General features: G+C 66.4%; 17 protein-coding genes. 3 read left to right on the forward strand and 14 right to left on the reverse strand.

What is annotated here, in order from left to right; all coding sequences use genetic code 11:
• Positions 1 to 7: 7 nt before the first annotated feature.
• Together VH326_RS05730 and VH326_RS05735 are read left to right on the forward strand one after the other, a co-directional pair.
• Positions 8 to 1,285: a citrate synthase gene (locus tag VH326_RS05730; protein ID WP_329630844.1), complete on the forward strand. Its 1,278-nt coding sequence runs from the start codon at positions 8 to 10 to the stop codon at positions 1,283 to 1,285.
• Positions 1,285 to 1,473 (forward strand): hypothetical protein, encoded by a 189-nt coding sequence (locus VH326_RS05735; protein ID WP_329630845.1) that lies wholly within the window; start codon positions 1,285 to 1,287, stop codon positions 1,471 to 1,473. The genes VH326_RS05730 and VH326_RS05735 overlap by 1 nt, the downstream gene beginning before the upstream one ends.
• Before the next feature lie 159 nt (positions 1,474 to 1,632).
• Here the strand turns inward: VH326_RS05735 and VH326_RS05740 are convergent, their stop codons facing one another.
• From VH326_RS05740 to VH326_RS05755, 4 genes are read right to left on the reverse strand one after another with little or no spacing between them, the layout of a single operon-like run.
• Positions 1,633 to 2,982: a HAMP domain-containing sensor histidine kinase gene (locus tag VH326_RS05740; RefSeq protein WP_329630846.1), complete on the reverse strand. Its 1,350-nt coding sequence runs from the start codon at positions 2,980 to 2,982 to the stop codon at positions 1,633 to 1,635.
• Positions 2,979 to 4,043 carry a hypothetical protein gene (locus VH326_RS05745; protein WP_329630847.1) on the reverse strand — a complete coding sequence of 355 codons (1,065 nt, stop codon included), beginning with the start codon at positions 4,041 to 4,043 and terminating at the stop codon, positions 2,979 to 2,981. The genes VH326_RS05740 and VH326_RS05745 overlap by 4 nt, the downstream gene beginning before the upstream one ends.
• A gap of 35 nt (positions 4,044 to 4,078) precedes the next feature.
• Positions 4,079 to 5,257, reverse strand: a complete 1,179-nt coding sequence (locus VH326_RS05750; protein ID WP_329630848.1) for a hypothetical protein — start codon at positions 5,255 to 5,257, stop codon at positions 4,079 to 4,081.
• A 38-nt stretch (positions 5,258 to 5,295) separates the two neighbouring features.
• Positions 5,296 to 5,586, reverse strand: a complete 291-nt coding sequence (locus VH326_RS05755; protein WP_329630849.1) for an Hpt domain-containing protein — start codon at positions 5,584 to 5,586, stop codon at positions 5,296 to 5,298.
• A gap of 82 nt (positions 5,587 to 5,668) precedes the next feature.
• Here VH326_RS05755 and VH326_RS05760 point away from each other — a divergent pair, with 82 nt between their 5' ends.
• A complete protein-coding gene (locus VH326_RS05760; RefSeq protein ID WP_329630850.1) occupies positions 5,669 to 7,444 on the forward strand; it encodes a hypothetical protein in 1,776 nt (591 codons plus the stop codon).
• 2 nt (positions 7,445 to 7,446) lie between these two features.
• Here the strand turns inward: VH326_RS05760 and VH326_RS05765 are convergent, their stop codons facing one another.
• The 10 genes from VH326_RS05765 to nuoI form a co-directional block, all read right to left on the reverse strand.
• Positions 7,447 to 7,734 (reverse strand): DUF1467 family protein, encoded by a 288-nt coding sequence (locus VH326_RS05765; protein ID WP_329630851.1) that lies wholly within the window; start codon positions 7,732 to 7,734, stop codon positions 7,447 to 7,449.
• Between the two features lie 10 nt (positions 7,735 to 7,744).
• The gene (locus VH326_RS05770; protein ID WP_329630852.1) at positions 7,745 to 9,385 is read right to left on the reverse strand and encodes a ribonuclease J; all 1,641 of its coding nucleotides are present in this window, start codon (positions 9,383 to 9,385) and stop codon (positions 7,745 to 7,747) included.
• A 102-nt stretch (positions 9,386 to 9,487) separates the two neighbouring features.
• Positions 9,488 to 10,264: a type III pantothenate kinase gene (locus VH326_RS05775; RefSeq protein WP_329630891.1), complete on the reverse strand. Its 777-nt coding sequence runs from the start codon at positions 10,262 to 10,264 to the stop codon at positions 9,488 to 9,490.
• Between the two features lie 103 nt (positions 10,265 to 10,367).
• Positions 10,368 to 11,099 carry a biotin--[acetyl-CoA-carboxylase] ligase gene (locus tag VH326_RS05780; protein ID WP_329630892.1) on the reverse strand — a complete coding sequence of 244 codons (732 nt, stop codon included), beginning with the start codon at positions 11,097 to 11,099 and terminating at the stop codon, positions 10,368 to 10,370.
• Between the two features lie 47 nt (positions 11,100 to 11,146).
• On the reverse strand, positions 11,147 to 12,595 hold the full coding sequence (nuoN, locus tag VH326_RS05785; protein WP_329630853.1) for an NADH-quinone oxidoreductase subunit NuoN: 1,449 nt from the start codon (positions 12,593 to 12,595) through the stop codon (positions 11,147 to 11,149).
• Positions 12,595 to 14,115 (reverse strand): NADH-quinone oxidoreductase subunit M, encoded by a 1,521-nt coding sequence (locus VH326_RS05790; RefSeq protein ID WP_329630854.1) that lies wholly within the window; start codon positions 14,113 to 14,115, stop codon positions 12,595 to 12,597. The genes nuoN and VH326_RS05790 overlap by 1 nt, the downstream gene beginning before the upstream one ends.
• 109 nt (positions 14,116 to 14,224) lie before the next feature.
• Positions 14,225 to 16,339, reverse strand: coding sequence for an NADH-quinone oxidoreductase subunit L (gene nuoL / locus VH326_RS05795; RefSeq protein WP_329630855.1), 2,115 nt, complete (start codon positions 16,337 to 16,339; stop codon positions 14,225 to 14,227).
• A 106-nt stretch (positions 16,340 to 16,445) separates the two neighbouring features.
• The gene (nuoK, locus tag VH326_RS05800; RefSeq protein ID WP_329630856.1) at positions 16,446 to 16,751 is read right to left on the reverse strand and encodes an NADH-quinone oxidoreductase subunit NuoK; all 306 of its coding nucleotides are present in this window, start codon (positions 16,749 to 16,751) and stop codon (positions 16,446 to 16,448) included.
• 103 nt (positions 16,752 to 16,854) lie between these two features.
• Positions 16,855 to 17,466, reverse strand: a complete 612-nt coding sequence (locus VH326_RS05805) for an NADH-quinone oxidoreductase subunit J (protein WP_329630857.1) — start codon at positions 17,464 to 17,466, stop codon at positions 16,855 to 16,857.
• Between the two features lie 132 nt (positions 17,467 to 17,598).
• Positions 17,599 to 18,084, reverse strand: coding sequence for an NADH-quinone oxidoreductase subunit NuoI (nuoI, locus tag VH326_RS05810; RefSeq protein WP_329630858.1), 486 nt, complete (start codon positions 18,082 to 18,084; stop codon positions 17,599 to 17,601).
• Position 18,085 lies beyond the last annotated feature (1 nt).

Below are 18,085 nucleotides of genomic sequence, written 5' to 3' on the forward strand. Positions count from 1 at the left end.
AAGTACGATGACCGACACCCCCACCATCAAGCTCGGCAACCACGATTATGCCGTCATGTCGGGCAGCGTCGGCCCCGACGTGATCGACATCCGCAAGCTGTATGCCGACACCGGGATGTTCACCTACGACCCCGGCTTCACCTCGACCGCGAGCTGCGAATCGGCGCTGACCTATATTGACGGCGACGAAGGCGTGCTGCTCCACCGCGGCTACCCAATCGGGCAGCTCGCCGAGGAATCGAGCTTCATGGAAGTCAGCTACCTGCTGCTCAACGGCGAGTTGCCGTCGAAGGCGGAGCTCGACCATTTCTGGTACACGATCAGCCGCCACACGATGGTCCACGAGCAGCTCGCGACCTTTTACCGCGCGTTCCGCCGCGATGCGCACCCGATGGCGATCATGTGCGGCGTGGTCGGCGCGCTCAGCGCCTTCTATCACGATTCAACCGAGATCCACGATCCGCGCCAGCGCATGATCGCGTCGCACCGGCTGATCGCGAAGATGCCGACGATCGCGGCGATGGCGTACAAATATTCGATCGGCCAGCCGTTCCTCTATCCCGACAACTCCCTGTCCTACACCGGCAATTTCCTGCGCATGACGTTCGGCGTTCCGGCCGAGCCGTTCGAGGTGAACCCGGTAGTCGAAAAAGCGCTCGATCGCATCTTCATCCTCCATGCCGATCATGAGCAGAACGCGTCGACCTCGACCGTCCGCCTCGCCGGATCGTCGGGTGCCAATCCGTTTGCGTGCATAGCGGCGGGGATCGCGTGCCTGTGGGGGCCCGCGCATGGCGGTGCCAACGAAGCCGCGCTCAACATGCTGCGCGAGATTGGGACACCCGACCGAATCCCCGAATTCATCGCGCGCGCCAAGGACAAGAACGACCCGTTCCGCCTGATGGGCTTCGGCCACCGCGTGTACAAGAATTACGATCCGCGCGCGACGGTGATGCAGCAGACGGTGCGGGAGGTGTTCGACGCGCTCAAGGTCAACGATCCGGTGTTCGAAGTTGCGCTCCAACTTGAACATATGGCGCTAAACGACCCATATTTCATTGAAAAGAAGCTGTTCCCCAACGTCGATTTCTATTCCGGCGTGATCCTGTCGGCGATCGGCTTCCCGACGACGATGTTCACCGCGCTGTTCGCGCTGGCGCGCACCGTCGGCTGGGTCGCGCAGTGGAACGAGATGATTTCGGACCCGGCGCAGAAGATCGGCCGGCCGCGGCAGTTGTACACTGGCCCGACGCAGCGCGATTACATGCCGGTGGGACAGCGCTGATGAAGCTGCTTCTCCAGATCGTCGGTGCGATTGCAATCGCGTTCGGAGCGCTTTTTTTCCTGCAAGGCGCCGGCATCGTCCACTGGCCCTCGTACAGCACGATGCTCGACGTACGGATCTGGATGCTGTGGGGCGGATTGCTCGCGGCGTTCGGCGCGATCCTGATCGGCTGGGCGCGGCGGCGATAAATAACGCTACCAATGCAGGATTTCGCATGACACGCCCGTCATGCGCATCGTCATCCCGATAGCTCGCCGGCGTCGTCATCGACGCCGCCCCGTCGGGTGCACTCGGGCGGCAGAGAAACACTTCGATAGTGTGACCCTGGTGTCAGCTTTGCCTCTTTTTCAGGCAATCTGCGCAGGAAGGGTCAGCATGAACCGCGCGCCCTCGCCCGGCGCCGAATCGACGGTCAGGTCGCCGCCCATCGCTCGCGCCAGCCGGCGAGCGATATACAGACCCAGCCCGCTACCGCCCGGCTCGGTCGGGTCGACTCGCTCGAACTTCTCGAAAATGCGAGAATGTTCCTGCTTGGCGATGCCCTTGCCCTGGTCGGCGACGATGATCACCGCGGTGTCGCGGTCGCGGTGCGTGCGGACCCACACCATCCCGCCGTCGGGCGAATAGCGTACGGCATTGCCGATCAGGTTGACCAGAATCTGGAGCACGCGCTTGAACTCGCCGATCGCGGGGGCGGTATCGATGTCTTGCGGCTTGTCGATCCGGACGCCGCGCTCGGCGGCGCGCACGTTGAGCAGACCGGCGGCGCGGCGGCCGACATCGGCCAGGTCGACCGGCTCGGCGGCGACGACGAAATCGGGCCGCTCGATCGCCTGCAAGTCGACCAGATCGTCGACCAGCGTCATCAAGTGGCGGCCCGCGCTCGCGATATCGGCGGCGTAATCGGCGTAGTCCTGGCGGATCGGGCCGTCGGTCTGGGCATTGATGCTGTCGGCATTCGCGATGATCCGGCCGAGCGGCGCGCGCAACGCGCGGTCGAGCCGGGCGCCGAACGCCTCGGTCAGCGCATCGTCGCCACCGATAGGCGCAGCCGGCGCCGATACCGCGCGCGCCGCGCCGACATAGCCCGCGAAATTGCCCGCCGTGTCGAGCCGCGGCCGTGCCGACAGCATCATCGTCGCGCCGCTCGCGCGCACGGTGGCGGGTTGATCGTCGAACGGCCCATGCGCGAGCAGCACCGCGAACATCGGCATCGCGCCATTGTCGTCGGGCTTGGGCGTCATCAGCGCGTCGAGCGGCTTGCCAAGTAGCTTTTTGGCGTCGATGCCGAACCGCACCGCGCCCTCACCGATCGCGGTCAGGCGAAGCGTCGCGTCGGTTTCCCAGCTCCAGTCGGCATCCAGGACCAGCAGATCGCGGTCGCGCCGGGCGGTGTCGGCCGGCGGGGTCCACGGCGCGCGCACGCGCCAGCCGCTGATAGCCAGCCGAACCCCCTGCTCGACCGGATCGGCGCGCACCCACAATTCGATCTCGTCGGGGCCATCCGCGGCGACGACGTGGCGCGACACCGGAATCCCGAGCCGCTGTGCCAACCGTGCGAGCACCGCGACTTGCGGCACCGCGAACGGCTGCCCCAATGCGCCGCCGGCACGCGTGTTGAGCTCGTCGAGCGGACGCTCCGCCTCGACCAATCGGCCATCGCGGTCGACCAGGCCATGTGCGACGGGACCGCTCATCGCGACCCCAGCGCCTGGATCGCCGCGCGAAAATCTGGATGGAGCGAAAGCGGGGCGAGCGCCGCGCGTGCCTCGTCTGCTGTAACGGTCATGATCTCATCGAGTTGATCGGCGAACGATTCGACGTCTTTGCTCAACGCAAGCGCGATCCGGGCGATCGTCGCACGGTCGAGGTCGATCGCGCGCAAGGCGAGCCATAGCGGATCGTTGCCGCCGACCACAAGATCGCGCGCGGTCGCGAAATCGATCCGCAACGCGCGCGCCAGCAACGCCGCGAAGAACGCCACGTTGCGGTCGCCCAAGGCGTGCGTGAGTAGCACCGGCAGCTCGCTCGGCTGCGGGTCGATCGCGGCGGCGAGGCGCATTGCCGCGCCCTCGAGGCAATCGGCTTCGTCATGCGTGCTCAATGCGCGCAACGCCGCGTCGCCGAGCGCACGGTTGGCGGCCGTTCCCGCTCGCTCGCTGATCGCCGCGGCAACCGGCCAGACCAGGAGGTGGTGCAACTCGGCGGGCAATTCGCTCTGGCCCAGCCGGCCCGTGTCGAGGAACTCGCGCCGCCGCGCCGCCATCGCCATCAGGTCGAGCGCGGCGCTCGCGACTTGCGTGTCCGCGCTCGCGCTCAACCGCGCGAGCAAGCTCGATCCGCCGCCCTCGTCGGGCGCCATCGTCGACAATCCGTCGGCGAGCACGTCCTGCCGAGTCCGCCCGATCAATTCGCGCATCAGCCGCGGATCGCGCAGCACCCCGGCATCGGCGAGCTGATCGAAGACCGAACCGCCCTCATTCACCCTGTTTGCCGACACCTCGTCGCCGGCCACCTTGAGCAACCGCGCGGCCTCGCGTCGCAAATCATCCTCGGTCGCCGCCACCACGCCCAGCAACGCCGCCGCAAGCGTCGCGCGAGTCCGGTCGTCGAGCCGGTCGTCGTCCGATACGAAGAAATCGTCGATCGCCGCGGCCAGTCCGCGATCGGCGCGACCCAGCGATGCCGCCGCGCGCGCGAGCAGCTGACTGGCGCCGCCGTGGGCGCCGTCGTCGATGTCGCCTTGGTCGATCGACATGCCGTGCAGTCTAGACCCGCGTCGTTAAATTGCGGTTAGCCAGACGCTTTTGCTCGCAGGCGCTCGATGGCATGCGCCAGCGTTGCGACGGCATAAGCCGCGCCCAGCCCGAGACCGATCACCGGCTGCCCGGCAATCGCAGCGGGAAGCAGGATCAGCGGATAGGCCGGCGGCACTGCCCACCACAGCCGCCGCTGGACCGTGCTCGCCGCGCGCTCGGCGAGGCCGCCCGCCACCACCGTGCCCAAGGCGAGCAGCAGCGCGGCGGCGGTTCCGGCGTCCAGCGCCGCATGCTGGGCGAACAGGATCGTCGCAAGCGCCGCGCTGCCCGGCATCAGCCACTTGCCGGCCGCGATCAACGCTCGCTCGTCGCGCAGCCACGCCAGCACATCGGCCAGCGCAAACAGCGCCAGCGCGGCGATCACCGCGACCAGCCCCGTCACTGACCATCCCAGCAGCAACCCCGCCAGCCCGCCGACCGCGGCGACCACGCCCCCGGCCATCAGCATCAGTGCCGGCACGCCACGCGCGACGAGCGGGGGCAGCGCGATGCGCGCCAATGGTGCGATCAGGAAGCGATCCACCCAGTTCGACCGCGCGCCGAGCGCCGCGACCAACGCCGCGCGACCCTTCACTGCGAGCGCGCGCGAATCGCGCTGTACGCCGTGCCCGTCGCGGACCGCCGCGTCGGGCAGCGCCACTTGCTCGGCGCCGCGCTGTGCCGTTACGCGGAGCAGCGACGAGGTGAAATCGTAATCGTTGGGCAGCTTGGCGACTTCGGCGATGCGCTGCGGATCGAGCGTCGCGACACCGGCCCACAGGACGCCGGGCCCGATTCGCTCGAGTTCGCCGCCCTCACCCGTGACCAACAGGGTATCGTGGTCGCGGTCGCGCATCGCCTCGACCACGCCGCTGGTCGTCACCAGCCCGTCGGCGAGCCAAATCACGCGTGCCAGCGGATGGAGCTTGGCGATCGCCTCGGCAGGGGTGCGCACCGCATCGACCGCGACCCCGCGCCGCCCGAGCCGATTGATCGCGCCGAGCAATTCCGGGCTCAGCCGCGAGACGACGATGACGATCTGCGACGCCCCCGCCGCGATCAGCAACCGCGCTTGGAACTCGACCAGAGTCACCCCGCCGACCGGCAGCGTCGCCGCGAGCGTGTCGTGGCGATCGGACGCTTCGGCAGTCGCGAACAGCAGCCCCGCAATCATCCGGGGCTGTTACGAAGCTTTCAGGCGTAAGGCAAAGATTAGAGGCGCTCGATCGCCCGGCGCAGCTTGCGGATATGCTCTCGGTCGCCGGGCGCCTTCGCGGCGTCGGCGGCGAGCGCCATCAGCCGCACCGCACCAAAGCTGGCCGCCAGCCCCTTGAGCCGTGCCGCATTGACCGCCCAGCCGGCGTCGTCCGTCGCGTTCTCGATCGCCGCCAATGCGCGTTCGGCGCTGTCGATAAAGGCGATACGCAGCTCGGCGATCAGCACGGGTTCGTCGCCCACCGCCGCCGCCAGGGTCGCGTCGATTGCTCCGGGATCATAGGCCATCGGCTCGTCATAACCGCGCGGGCTTTAACGGATCGTTGCGTAATCGCTTTGATCCGCGCCATTTCATGGTAAACAGCGGATCATGAACGGGGGTTCGAAAATCGTCGATTTGCGCGTGAGCGATGTCGATTTCGCTACGCCGGCGGCCACCGGCCCGGCCGATTATTCCGGCACCGAGCCGAACGACGATGCCGAGCCGATGCTCGAACTCGACGATTATCATGCGCCGACCAGCGTCTGGGCAAAGGTGTTTTCGATCGTCGCGGTGCTGCTCGCGATTGGCTGGATCGGGTTCATCGGCTGGTATGCCGGCCCCGCCTTGCTCGCCAACCCGCAACCGATGGCGCTCGCGCAATTCGCCGCCGCGCTTGCCGCGCCGCCGGCGTGGATCGGCGTGCTGTGGCTGATCGCGCGGCGATCGAGCAAGGCCGAGGCGCAACGCTTCAACGCGACCGCCCGATCGATGCGCGCCGAGGCGGACCATCTCCAGGCCGTGATCGCAGCGATGGCGCGGACGATCGAGACCAACCGCCTCGCGCTCGGCGACCAGATTACGTCGATGATGGCGGCGGCGAGCGGCATGGCCGAGCAAATTGCGCACGCCGAGACGCAAGCCGCGGGACTCGACGCGGCAGCACATACCGCGGAAAACAAGCTCAACGTCCTGCTCGCGACGCTGCCCAAGGCGCATGCCGAGACCGAGGCGCTGGCGGCCAAGATCGAGCAGACTGGCCTGACCGCCAGCGAACGCGCCGCCGCGCTCGATGCGCAGATCGTCGCGCTCGGCGAACGCGGCAAGGAAGCCGATTCGCTGACCAGCGGCGCCGCCGAGCGCTTGGCGGCCAATATCGCGCGGATGGAAGCGACCAGCGAGACCGCCGGTGCACGCCTCGAAAGCGTAACCGCGTCGATGTCCGAAGCGGTCGACGGCCTGCTCGACCGCACCGCCAGCGCGGTCGACGAAGCGCGCAAGGGCATCACCACGCAGGGCGATGCGATGCTGGCGATGCTGTCGGCCAACCAGGCGACGCTCGACCGCACCGCGACCGACAGCGCCACCGCGCTCGCCGAGCGGATCGCGGCGATCGAAAGCGTGGTGAACCACGTCGCCGAGGTGCTGACGACCGGACAGGCGCAAGTCGATGCGATCGCGCGGTCGATCGACGATTCGAGCGAAGCCGCGCAACGTTTCGTCGGCGAATCGGCGCCGCAATTGCTCGAAGGCCTGATGCGGATCCGCGACACCGCCAACGCCGCCGCTGACCATGCGCGTGAGGCGATCGAGCGCATCGTGCCCGATGCCGGCGCGGCGATCGAGGCGGCGGGCAAGCACGCGCTCGAAAAGAGCCTGGCAGCGATCGCCGAGGCGCAGGGCAACGCCGCCGCGTCGGCGACCGAAGCATCCGAAAAGCTCAACCGGCAAATGCTCGCCATCGCCGAGGCTTCGGGGGCGATCGACGACCGGCTGGCCGACACGCGAGACGCCGACGGCTTTGCGCGGCGTGTGTCGCTGCTGATCGAATCGCTCAATTCGGCGGCGATCGACCTTGCCGGTATCTACGCGACCGAAGCGCCCGATTCGTCATGGGCCGCCTATCTCAAGGGCGATCGCGGCGCATTCACGCGGCGTGCGGTCAAGCTGCTCGACGCCGGCGATATGCGCGCGATCGTCGAGGCATATGAGAGCGACGACGTCGCCCGCGAGCGGATCAACCGCTACATCCACGATTTCGAGGCGATGCTGCGCGCGGTGCTGGCGCAACGCGATAGTGCGCCGATCGGCGTCACCCTGCTTTCGTCGGACATGGGCAAGCTCTACGTCGCGCTTGCCCAGGCAATCGAACGGTTGCGGACCTAGCGTCAGCTCGGCGCGAACGCGCTGTTGCTCGGATCGAAGAAGTCGAACATTTGCGGCGTGATCCAGCCGAACTGGTAGTTGAGCACGAACAGCAGCCACAGGATCGTCGCGACGATCGTCACGCGCAACGCGGTGCGGCCGAAGCGGAATTCGTGCGGCGCGCTTTCTGCCTGGCCCGGCACGTACTCGCCCCCGGCCTCATGCGTGGTGCGCACGCCGAACGGCAGGACGAGGAAGACCGAGAACGCCCAGCACAGGAAATAGATGGCGAGCAACGATGTCCAGCGCATCCCCGGGTCCCTAGACCTCGATGACCAACACGTCGACGACGGGCTTCTTGCCGGTCCACTTAGTCGCCACTCGGCGCACCGCGAGACGCAGCGATTCGCGTAACGCCGCGAGGTCACCCTTGTGCTTGCGCACCGCGTCCGCCGCGGCGTCGCACGCCTCGTCGAGCAAATCTTCCTTGTCCTCCTCGACCGGCACGCCCTGCAGGCGAACCTCGGGCGTGCCGACCAGCCGGTAATTGCCGTCGATCGCCACGGCGACCGACATCTGGCCGAAGCTCGCAAGTCGGCGGCGCTCATTCATCGTCGCACCGTCGGCGGGAAGGATGACGTCGCCATCGAGCATCAGCCGCCCGACCGCCGCATGCCCGACCTTCTCCGGGTCGCCCGGCGCGAGCCGCACGATCTCGCCGTCGCTCTGGACCAACGCGCGCGGAATGCCGTTGGCGAGCCCGAATCGCGCCTGCTCCATCATGTGGCGCATCTCGCCGTGGACGGGGATGAGTGTCTGCGGTCGGATCCAGCCGTACATCGCCTCAAGCTCGGGGCGGCCGGGATGGCCCGAGACGTGGACATGCTCCTGCCGCTCGGTGACCATCTCGACCCCCTTGGCGGCGAGCTGGTTCTGGATGCGCCCGATAGCCAGCTCGTTGCCGGGGATTTGCTTCGACGAGAAGATCACCGTGTCGCCGGCGGTGAGCTTGATCGGATGCGTGCCCTCGGCGATGCGGCCGAGCGCGGCGCGGGGCTCCCCCTGCCCGCCGGTCGCGACCACCAGCACCTCGCGGCCTGGCAGCATCATCGCCGCGTCGGAATCGATCGGCTCGGGAAAATTCTTGAGATAGCCCGTCGCGCGCCCGACGGTCAGGATGCGGTCGAGCGAGCGCCCCGTGACGCAGATGCGCCGCTTGGTCGCCTTCGCCACTTCGCCGAGCGTCTGCAGCCGAGCGGCGTTCGACGCGAAGGTGGTGACGACGACTCGACCTTTGGCCTTCTTGACCGCGGAGATGAGCCCTTCGCGGACGCTCGATTCGGTGCCCGACGGTGCCGAATTGAACACGTTGGTCGAATCGCACACCAGAGCGAGCACGCCCTGGTCGCCGATCGCCGCGAGTTGCTCGGGGGTCGACGGCTTGCCGAGCACCGCATCGCTGTCGTCGAGCTTCCAGTCGCCGGTGTGGAACACCTTGCCCAGCGGCGTATCGATCAGCAGCGCGCTCGCCTCGGGGATCGAGTGCGCGAGCGGGACGAAGGTCACGCCGAACGGCCCGACCTGCACCGCCTCGCCTGGCTTCACGATGTTGAGCTTGACGCGCTTGGCGATGCCTTCCTCTTCCAGCTTGCCGCGGATCAGGCCGGCGGTGAATCTGGTCGCATAGAGCGGTACACCGAGATCGTCGGCGAGGTACGGCAGCGCGCCGATATGGTCCTCGTGCCCATGCGTCAGCACGATCCCGACGAGATTCTCGCGCTGCTCCTCGATGAATTGCAGATCGGGCAGGATCAGGTCGATCCCCGGATAGGCCGGATCGGCGAAGGTTACCCCCATATCGACCATCAGCCATTTACCCTGGCAGCCGTACAGGTTGACGTTCATCCCGATCTCGCCCGATCCGCCGAGCGCGAGGAAAAGCAGTTCGTTCTTCGGTATCAAAATCTATCTTCCAATTTCGTCATCCCGGCGAAGGTCGGGATCGCTGAGTCGGGTAGCGAAGCTCAAGCCGCCAGCGGCCCCCGGCCTACGCCGGGGCGACGCTCATTTCTGGGCCCGCTCCCACATCATCGCCAGCCCCTGAATCGTCAGGTCGGGCTCTATGCAATCGAATATGGGGGTGTTCTTCTCGAAAAGAACCGCCAATCCCCCGGTGGCGACCACGGTTACCGGGCGGCCGACCTCGGCCTTCATCCGCGCGACCAGCCCTTCGATCATCGCGATATAGCCCCAATAGATGCCGATCTGCATCTGGCTGACGGTGTCGCGGCCAATCACGGTCGGGTCGGCGGGCGCCTCGATCCCGATCCTCGGTAGCTTGGCGGCGGCGGCGACCAGGGCGTCGAGCGACAGGTTGATGCCGGGCGCGATAATCCCGCCCTTGTACGCGCCGCGGAAATCGACCCAGTCGACCGTCGTGGCGGTGCCGAAATCGATCACGATCAGGTCGCCCTCGTGGAGCGCGTGCGCCGCGATCGTGTTGACCGCGCGGTCGGCACCCAGGCTCTGCGGCTCCGGCACGTCGATCGCCATGCCGTATTCGACCGGAGGCTGGCCCGCGATCAAGGCGGTCGTCTTGAAATATTTTTCGGCGAGCACCTGAAGGTTATGCGTCGCGCGCGGCACCACGGTGGAGACGATCACGCCGCCAACGTCGCTGCGCTCATAGCCTTCGAGGCTCAGCAACTGAACCAGCCACACCGCATATTCGTCGGCGGTGCGTCGCGGATCGGTTGCGATCCGCCAGCGGCCCTTGACCGTGCGCCCGTCGAGTAGCGCGAAAACGACATTGGTGTTGCCGGCATCGATCGCGAGCAGCATCGACTTCAAGCTCCCATCCGTTCGTGTCGAGCGAAGTCGAGACACGATGAGGTTCGCGCCTTTGGCCGTTTCTCGACTTCGCTCGAAACGAACGGAGAAGGAGTCACAGCAGGAACACGTCGCCGGCGTGAATGACACGCCGCGTGCCGTCCGCCAAGCGAAGGATGAGCGCACCTTCGGCATCGAGCCCGTCGAACAAGCCGTCGATCGCCGATCCGTCGGGCAGGCGTGCGGTGAGCGGAGCGCCAGTCGGATGCGCGCGGTCGACCCAGCGTCGGCGGACGACCTGAATCCCCTCGCCGCGCCAGCGTTCGACCCAGCGCGCGAACGCATCGGCGAGCGTTTCGGCGAAGTCCTCGGGCGCGACCGCCGCACCGTGCGCCGCCAGGCTAGTGGCGACGCGGTCGGTGTCGGTCGGATAGTGGGCAAGGTTTACTCCGAAGCCGATCACGACCGCCTCGCCCGCGCGCTCGAGCAGCACACCCGACAGCTTGGCACCGTCGATCAGCAGGTCGTTGGGCCATTTGAGCTGTAATGCCTGAACGCCTCCCCAGCGAAGGCCGGGCCCCAGTTGCGATCGGTCCGATACTGGACCCCGGCCTTCGCCGGGGAGGCGTTGTAGGTAAGCGGCCACAACCTCCTCCAGTGCAACCGCCGCGACCAGCGCCAGCGTCGCGGCGGGCGGATCGCTCGGGCGCAATCGCACCAGGGTGCTCGCATAGAAATTGCCGGGCGGCGACACCCACGCTCGCCCCTGCCGCCCGCGTCCGCTGGTCTGGCGGTCGGCGCGCAGCCAGACGCCCTCTTCCAGCCCCGTCGCCGCGAGCGCGATCATGTCGGCGTTGGTCGATCCGGTCTCCGCGACCGAACGGATTTGCGTAGTCAGAACAGCGCCTTCGCGGCGGCCATCGACCACAGCCCGATCGGCTTCAACGCAAACCAGCCGACCGGCGAGATGAACAAGGCGAGCACGGTCAGGATGGCGTATTCGACCGCGGCGTCGCGGCTGCGCTGGAAGGCCGGTGCAGGCGCGTCGAAATACATCACCTTGATCACGCGCAGATAATAATAGGCGGCGATCACCGATCCCACGAAACCGACTACCGCGAGCGGGTACAGTCCGGCGGCGACAGCCGCGCGGAACACCTCCAGCTTGGCGAAGAACCCGAGCAAAGGCGGAATACCCGCCAGACTGAACATGAACACCGCCATCGCCGCCGCGAGCCCGGGGCGCGTCTCCGACATTCCGGCCATGCTCTCGATACTCTCGATCGCCCGACCCTCGCTATCGCGCATCTGGAGCACGACCAGGAAGCTGCCGAGCGTCATCGCGAGGTAGATCGTCAAGTACAGCAACACCGACGCAACGCCCGCGGGAGTCCCCGCGGCCAGCCCGACGAGCAGGAACCCGACATTGTTGATCGACGAATAGGCCAGCAGCCGTTTGATGTTGCGCTGCCCGATTGCGGCGACGGCGCCGAAGATGATCGAGGCGAGGCTGGCGAAGATCAGGATCTGGCGCCAATCGGCGATCGCCGGGCCCATCGCCGAGATCGCGACTCGCACGCCGAGCGCGATCGCCGCGACCTTGGGCGCCGAGGCGAAGAAGGTCGTGACGGGGGTCGGCGCACCTTCGTAGACATCGGGGGTCCACATGTGGAACGGCACCGCCGACATCTTGAACGCTAATCCGGCGAACACGAATACCAGCCCGAAGATCAACCCGAGCGAGTGCCCTCCGGCATAAGCCGCCGCGATCCCGGTGAAGAGGGTCGTGCCGCTGAACCCGTAGACCAGCGAGATGCCGTAGAGAAGGATGCCCGAGGCGAGCGCGCCGAGGACGAAATATTTGAGGCCAGCCTCGGCCGAGCGCTGGTCGCGCCGCATAAAGCTCGCCAGCACGTAAGCCGCGAGGCTCTGCAACTCGAGCCCGACATAGAGCGTCAGCATGTCGCCCGCCGACACCATCATCCCCATGCCCACCGCCGAGAGCAGGATCAGCACGGGATATTCAGGGTGAAGCCCGTCATCGTCGCCACGATTGAAGAAGCGCGGCGCGATCACGATCGAGACGGCGGCGGCGAAATAGATCAGCACCTTGGCGAACGCCGCGAAGGCGTCGGCACGATACAGCCCGCCGAACACCGGCCCGGCGTACGACGCCGGTCCCGCGAGCGAAATCCCGGCGCCGATCAGCACCGCGATCGCGGTCCAGCTGACCATCGCGGTCGAGCGTTGCCCGCCCCACGCTGCGACCAGCATCAGCGCCAGCGCGCCGACCGACAGCACGAGCTCGGGCATCGTCGCCTGGAGTGCGAGCACCCAATCCATCACTTGGTCTCCGCAGCGGCAGCCGCCACCGGTTTCCCGGGCGTCGGCGCCGCATCGCCCTTGGGCTGCGCGCGGTCGACTCGGTCGAGCAGAATTTTCACGTCGCTGCGCATCGGCGCGAGGAAGCTTTCTGGATAGACGCCCATCCACAAGACCGCCGCCGCGATCGGGACGAGCAGCCACAGCTCGCGCGCATTGAGGTCGGGCATCGCCGCGACATCGTCCGACTTGATCTCACCGAACACTACTCGGCGGTAGAGGTAGAGCATGTAGGCCGCGCCAAGGATGATGCCGGTGGTGCACAGCAAGGTAATCGTCGTCGACACCTTGTACGTCCCCGCCAAACTGAGGAACTCGCCGACGAAATTGCTCGTGCCGGGCAAGCCGACCGAGGCCATCGTGAACAGCATGAACAGGATCGCGTAGCGCGGCATGTTGTTGGCGAGCCCGCCGTACCGCGCGATCTCACGCGTGTGCAGCCGGTCGTAGATCACGCCGACGCACAGGAACAATGCGCCCGACACCAGGCCGTGGCCGAGCATCACCATCATCCCGCCCTCGATCCCCTGGCGGTTGAACGCGAACAGGCCGATCGTCACGATCGCCATGTGCGCGACCGACGAATAGGCGATCAGCTTCTTCATGTCCGACTGCACCAGTGCGACCAACGAGGTGTAGATCACCGCCACCGCCGACAATGCGAAGATCAGCCAGACGAGCTGGCTCGACGCTTCGGGGAACATCGGCAGCGAAAAGCGCAGGAAGCCGTACCCGCCCAGCTTCAACAGCACGCCCGCCAGGATCACCGACCCGGCGGTCGGCGCCTGGACGTGCGCGTCGGGCAGCCAGGTGTGCACTGGCCACATCGGCATCTTGACCGCGAACGACGCGAAGAAGGCGAGCCACAACCAGGTCTGCGCCCACACCGGGAAGTCGTGGTTGAGCAAGGTCGGGATGTACGTCGTCCCCGCCTCGTTCGCCATCCACAGCATCGCCACTAACATCAGCACCGAGCCGAGCAAGGTGTAGAGGAAGAATTTATAGCTCGCGTAGATCCGGTTGGCGCCGCCCCATACGCCGATGATCAGGAACATCGGGATCAGCCCGCCTTCGAAGAACACGTAGAACAGGAACAAATCCTGCGCCGCGAACGTGCCGATCATCAGCAATTCGGTCAGCAGGAACGCCGCCATATATTCGGGCACGCGCTTCTGGATCGCGCTCCAGCTCGCGCCGATGCAGATCGGCATCAGGAACACGCTGAGCATGATCAGCAGCAACGCGAAGCCATCGATGCCGAGCGACCAGCCGAAGCTTCCCGCGATCGGCACATTCTCGACGAACTGCCATTGCGGACCGCCGATGTGGAACTGGCTCCACAGCACCACGCCGAGCGCAAGATCGACCAACGTCGCCGCTAGCGCCAGCCAGCGCGCGTTGCTGGCGTTGAGGAACAGACACGCGACCGCGGCGATCGCGGGCACCGCGAGCATGACGGAGAGGATCGGGAACCCACTCATAGTGCCGTCGCTCCGGCGAAGGCCGGAGCCGCCGCGTTTGTCACGATCCGCTCACCAAGCTTTCCAGCGGTCCCGGCCTGCGCCGGGACGACGATAGCGGGAAGCCCGCTCATCGGCTGATCGCCCAGGTAACGGCGGCGGTCAGGCCGATCAGCATGACGAAGGCATAGGTGTAGAGATATCCCGATTGCAGGCGACCGGCGACGCGGCTGCTCAGCCCGACGACCCACGCCGATCCGTTGGGACCGAAGCGGTCGATAATGCCCTCGTCGCCCCCCTTCCAGAACAGCCGCCCGATCGCGAAGGCGGGGCGGACGAACAGCAAATGATACAGCTCGTCGAAATACCATTTGTGAAGCACGAAGCCGTAGATCACGCGGAACGTGTCGGTGAAGCGCGCGGGTATGTCGGGCCGGCGAATATAAGCGAGCCAAGCGCCCCACAGCCCGAGCAGCATGACGATCGTCGCCGACAGCTTGATCGGCACCGGCACCTGGTGCGCGGCGTGATAGAGATGCTCGTCGAACGCGATCGCGCCGCGCCAATAGGCCTCGCCCGATGTCGGATCGATGAAGACATGCTGGAACGCGAACCCCGCCGCGACCGCGCCGATGGCGAGCGCGACGATCGGAATGAGCATCGTGAGCGGGCTTTCGTGCGGGTGATAGCCGCCGGTGCCGAGCGACAGGTCATGCTGGCCGGGCTCGTCGACGTGCGGGACCGATCCCTGCCCTTCCTCGGCTGCTTCGCCATGATATTCGTGCGCGGCGTCGGCACCCTGATGATGGCCGTGCGCGCTGTCGCCCTGATGGTGCGCGTCGTGAATGGCGTGCTGGATATGCTCCGAATGCGCCCAGCGCGGCTTGCCCCAAAAGGTCAGGAACATCACGCGCCACGAATAGAAGCTGGTCAGCAGCGCGGCCAGCACGCCGACCCAGAACGCGCCGGTGCCGCGGCCCGAGGCGTAAGCCAGCTCGAGGATGCCGTCCTTCGAATGGAACCCGGCAAAGCCGATCTGCGGCAGGCCGAAGATGCCGGGGATGCCGACGCCGGTGATCGCCAGCGTACCCGCCAGCATCACCCAGAAAGTGACCGGAATCTGCTTCCTCAGACCGCCGTAGAACCGCATGTCCTGTTCGTGGTGCATCGCGTGGATCACGCTACCCGCGCCGAGGAACAGCAAAGCCTTGAAGAAAGCGTGGGTGAACAGGTGGAACATCGCCGCGCCGTATGCGCCGCTGCCTGCCGCAAAGAACATGTAGCCGAGCTGCGAGCAGGTCGAATAGGCGATGACGCGCTTGATGTCGGTTTGCGTGCAGCCGATCGTCGCGGCGAAGATGCAGGTCGCGGCGCCGATCGTGACGACGAAATTGAGCGCGACCTCGCTCGTCTCGAACATCGGCGACAGGCGGCACACCATGAACACGCCCGCGGTCACCATCGTCGCGGCGTGGATCAGGGCCGACACGGGGGTCGGGCCTTCCATTGCGTCGGGCAACCAAGTGTGGAGCCCGATCTGCGCCGACTTCCCCATCGCGCCGAGGAACAGGCACAGGCACAAAACCGTCATCGTGTCGAAGCGGTAGCCGAGGAAGCCGATCGTCGATCCGACCATGTGCGGCGCCGCCGCCAGGATGTCGGGGATCGAGACGGTGCCGAACACTAGGAAGGTGCCGAAAATGCCGAGCATGAAGCCGAGGTCGCCGACCCGGTTGACGACGAATGCCTTGATCGCCGCAGCGTTCGCGCTCGGCTTCTTGTACCAGAACCCGATCAGCAGATAGCTGGCGAGCCCGACGCCTTCCCAGCCGAAGAACATCTGGACCAAATTGTTCGCGGTCACCAGCATCAGCATCGCGAAGGTGAACAGCGACAGATAGGCGAAGAACCGCGGCTGGTCGGGGTCCTCGTCCATATACCCCCACGAATAGAGGTGGACCAGCGCCGAGACGGTGGTGACCACCACCAGCATCACCGCGGTCAGGCTGTCGACGCGCAAGGCCCAGGCGACGTCGAGGTCGCCCGACTTCATCCATTCGAACACCGGTGCGACGGTGGCCTCGGCGCCGCCGAGATAGTGGAGGAAGATCGGCCAGCTGAGGATGCACGACACGAACAGCGCGCCGGTCGTGATCACCTTGGCTGGCACGTTGCCGATCGCGCGATTACCGAGGCCAGCGACGATCGCCGCGAGCAGCGGCAGGAAGACGATGAGCTGAATCATGACGGGGAACCCGTCACCCCGGCGAAGGCCGGGGCCGTTATCGTCATTGGACGTGCCCTAAACTCAGCGATCCCGGCCTTCGCCGGGATGACGGAAATTTTCATCATCACCCCCGCATCCGGCTGGGATCGTCGACCGAGATCGTCCCACGCCCGCGGAAATAGATGACCAGGATGGCCAGCCCGATCGCCGCCTCGCCCGCCGCGACGGTCAGCACGAACATCGCGAACACCTGACCCACGAGATCGTGGAGGTAGGCAGAGAAAGCGACGAGGTTGAGGTTCACCGCGAGCAGGATCAGCTCGATAGCCATCAGCATGATGATCAAATTCTTGCGATTGGCGATGAGCCCCATCACCCCCATTCCGAACAGGATGGCGGCGACGACGAGATAGTGCGTGAGGCCGATCATGCGCGCACCTCGTCACCCCGGCGAAGGCCGGGGCCGGCGAGTTGATGCCCGGCGCGCTTGGTCGTGCAGCGGTCCCGGCCTTCGCCGGGATGACGATTGCGGCTCACAGCTCCACCCCCTGCCCGACCGGCGGCTGCGTGTTGCGCGTCGAATCCTGCGGCCGGCGGGCGACCTGGCGGCTGATATTCTGGCCGCGCACGCCGCCGCGAGTGCGATGCGTCAGCACGATCGCGCCGATCATCGCCACCAAGAGCACGAGCCCAGCGCCTTCGAACACGTAGAGGTAGCGCGAATAGAGCAAGTTGCCGATCGCCTGGATGTTGGGGATCGTATCGGGCGTCGGCGAGATCCGCTGGTCGAGCTTGAGCCCGCCCGCGCTCCACGCGCCGATCGCGATGAAAATCTCGCACGCCAGCGCGATCGCGAAGGCGAGCCCGATCATCGCGTACCGCGCGAACCCCGCGCGAAGCTCGGCGAAGTCGATGTCGAGCATCATCACGACGAACAGGAACAGCACCGCGACCGCACCCACGTACACGATCACCAGCAGCATCGCGATGAACTCGGCGCCGACCAGCAGCATCAGCCCCGCGGCGTTGAAGAACGCCATGATCAGCCACAGCACGCTGTGGACCGGGTTGCGCGACGTGATCGTCAGCGCGCCCGACAGGATCACCATCGCGGCGAACAGGTAGAAGGCGATGGTCTGGATCATGCGGCCACCGTCGCCGCGGCGGAGGCCGGGGCCGCCAAGCTGCATGGCGCGTCCTTGCCGCCAGCGATCCCGGCCTGCGCCGGGATGACGATTGAGAGGTGAATCACTGAGCGTCCCACTGTTTCGCGCCGCCTATCGATACGGCGCATCGGCGGCAAGGTTCGCGGCGATCGCGCGTTCCCAGCGGTCGCCATTATCGAGCAGTTTCGCCTTGTCGTAGATCAATTCCTCGCGAGTCTCGGTCGAGAATTCGAAGTTCGGCCCCTCGACGATGGCATCGACCGGGCACGCTTCCTGGCACAGCCCGCAATAGATGCACTTGGTCATGTCGATATCGTAGCGAGTCGTGCGCCGGCTGCCGTCGTCGCGCGGCTCGGCCTCGATCGTGATCGCCAGCGCCGGGCACACCGCCTCGCACAGCTTGCACGCGATGCATCGCTCCTCGCCATTGGGATAGCGGCGCAGCGCGTGCTCGCCGCGGAAACGGGGCGAGACCGGGTTCTTCTCGTACGGATAGTTGATCGTCGCCTTCTTCTTGAAGAAGTAGCGCAACGTCAGCATGTGCGCCTTGACGATCTCCCACAACGTGAAGGATTTGATGATTTGGGCGGGACTCATA

The organism is Sphingomonas sp. (assembly GCF_036269755.1).
Lineage (GTDB): Bacteria > Pseudomonadota > Alphaproteobacteria > Sphingomonadales > Sphingomonadaceae > Sphingomonas.

Excerpts from the sequence above, each read along its gene's own strand:
- nuoL (WP_329630855.1), bottom strand. The coding sequence starts at position 16,339 with ATGATTCAGCTCATCGTCTTCCTGCCGCTGCTCGCGGCGATCGTCGCT.
- VH326_RS05780 (WP_329630892.1), bottom strand. The coding sequence starts at position 11,099 with ATGATCGCGCTCGCGGCGACGGGGCTGGAAGAGGGCGTCTGGCTGCGC.
- VH326_RS05730 (WP_329630844.1), top strand. The coding sequence starts at position 8 with ATGACCGACACCCCCACCATCAAGCTCGGCAACCACGATTATGCCGTC.
- VH326_RS05735 (WP_329630845.1), top strand. The coding sequence starts at position 1,285 with ATGAAGCTGCTTCTCCAGATCGTCGGTGCGATTGCAATCGCGTTCGGA.
- nuoN (WP_329630853.1), bottom strand. The coding sequence starts at position 12,595 with ATGGATTGGGTGCTCGCACTCCAGGCGACGATGCCCGAGCTCGTGCTG.
- VH326_RS05805 (WP_329630857.1), bottom strand. The coding sequence starts at position 17,466 with ATGATCCAGACCATCGCCTTCTACCTGTTCGCCGCGATGGTGATCCTG.
- VH326_RS05765 (WP_329630851.1), bottom strand. The coding sequence starts at position 7,734 with ATGCGCTGGACATCGTTGCTCGCCATCTATTTCCTGTGCTGGGCGTTC.
- VH326_RS05745 (WP_329630847.1), bottom strand. The coding sequence starts at position 4,043 with ATGTCGATCGACCAAGGCGACATCGACGACGGCGCCCACGGCGGCGCC.
- nuoI (WP_329630858.1), bottom strand. The coding sequence starts at position 18,084 with ATGAGTCCCGCCCAAATCATCAAATCCTTCACGTTGTGGGAGATCGTC.
- VH326_RS05760 (WP_329630850.1), top strand. The coding sequence starts at position 5,669 with ATGAACGGGGGTTCGAAAATCGTCGATTTGCGCGTGAGCGATGTCGAT.
- VH326_RS05750 (WP_329630848.1), bottom strand. The coding sequence starts at position 5,257 with ATGATTGCGGGGCTGCTGTTCGCGACTGCCGAAGCGTCCGATCGCCAC.
- VH326_RS05790 (WP_329630854.1), bottom strand. The coding sequence starts at position 14,115 with ATGAGTGGGTTCCCGATCCTCTCCGTCATGCTCGCGGTGCCCGCGATC.
- nuoK (WP_329630856.1), bottom strand. The coding sequence starts at position 16,751 with ATGATCGGCCTCACGCACTATCTCGTCGTCGCCGCCATCCTGTTCGGA.
- VH326_RS05755 (WP_329630849.1), bottom strand. The coding sequence starts at position 5,586 with ATGGCCTATGATCCCGGAGCAATCGACGCGACCCTGGCGGCGGCGGTG.
- VH326_RS05775 (WP_329630891.1), bottom strand. The coding sequence starts at position 10,264 with ATGCTGCTCGCGATCGATGCCGGCAACACCAATGTCGTTTTCGCGCTA.
- VH326_RS05740 (WP_329630846.1), bottom strand. The coding sequence starts at position 2,982 with ATGAGCGGTCCCGTCGCACATGGCCTGGTCGACCGCGATGGCCGATTG.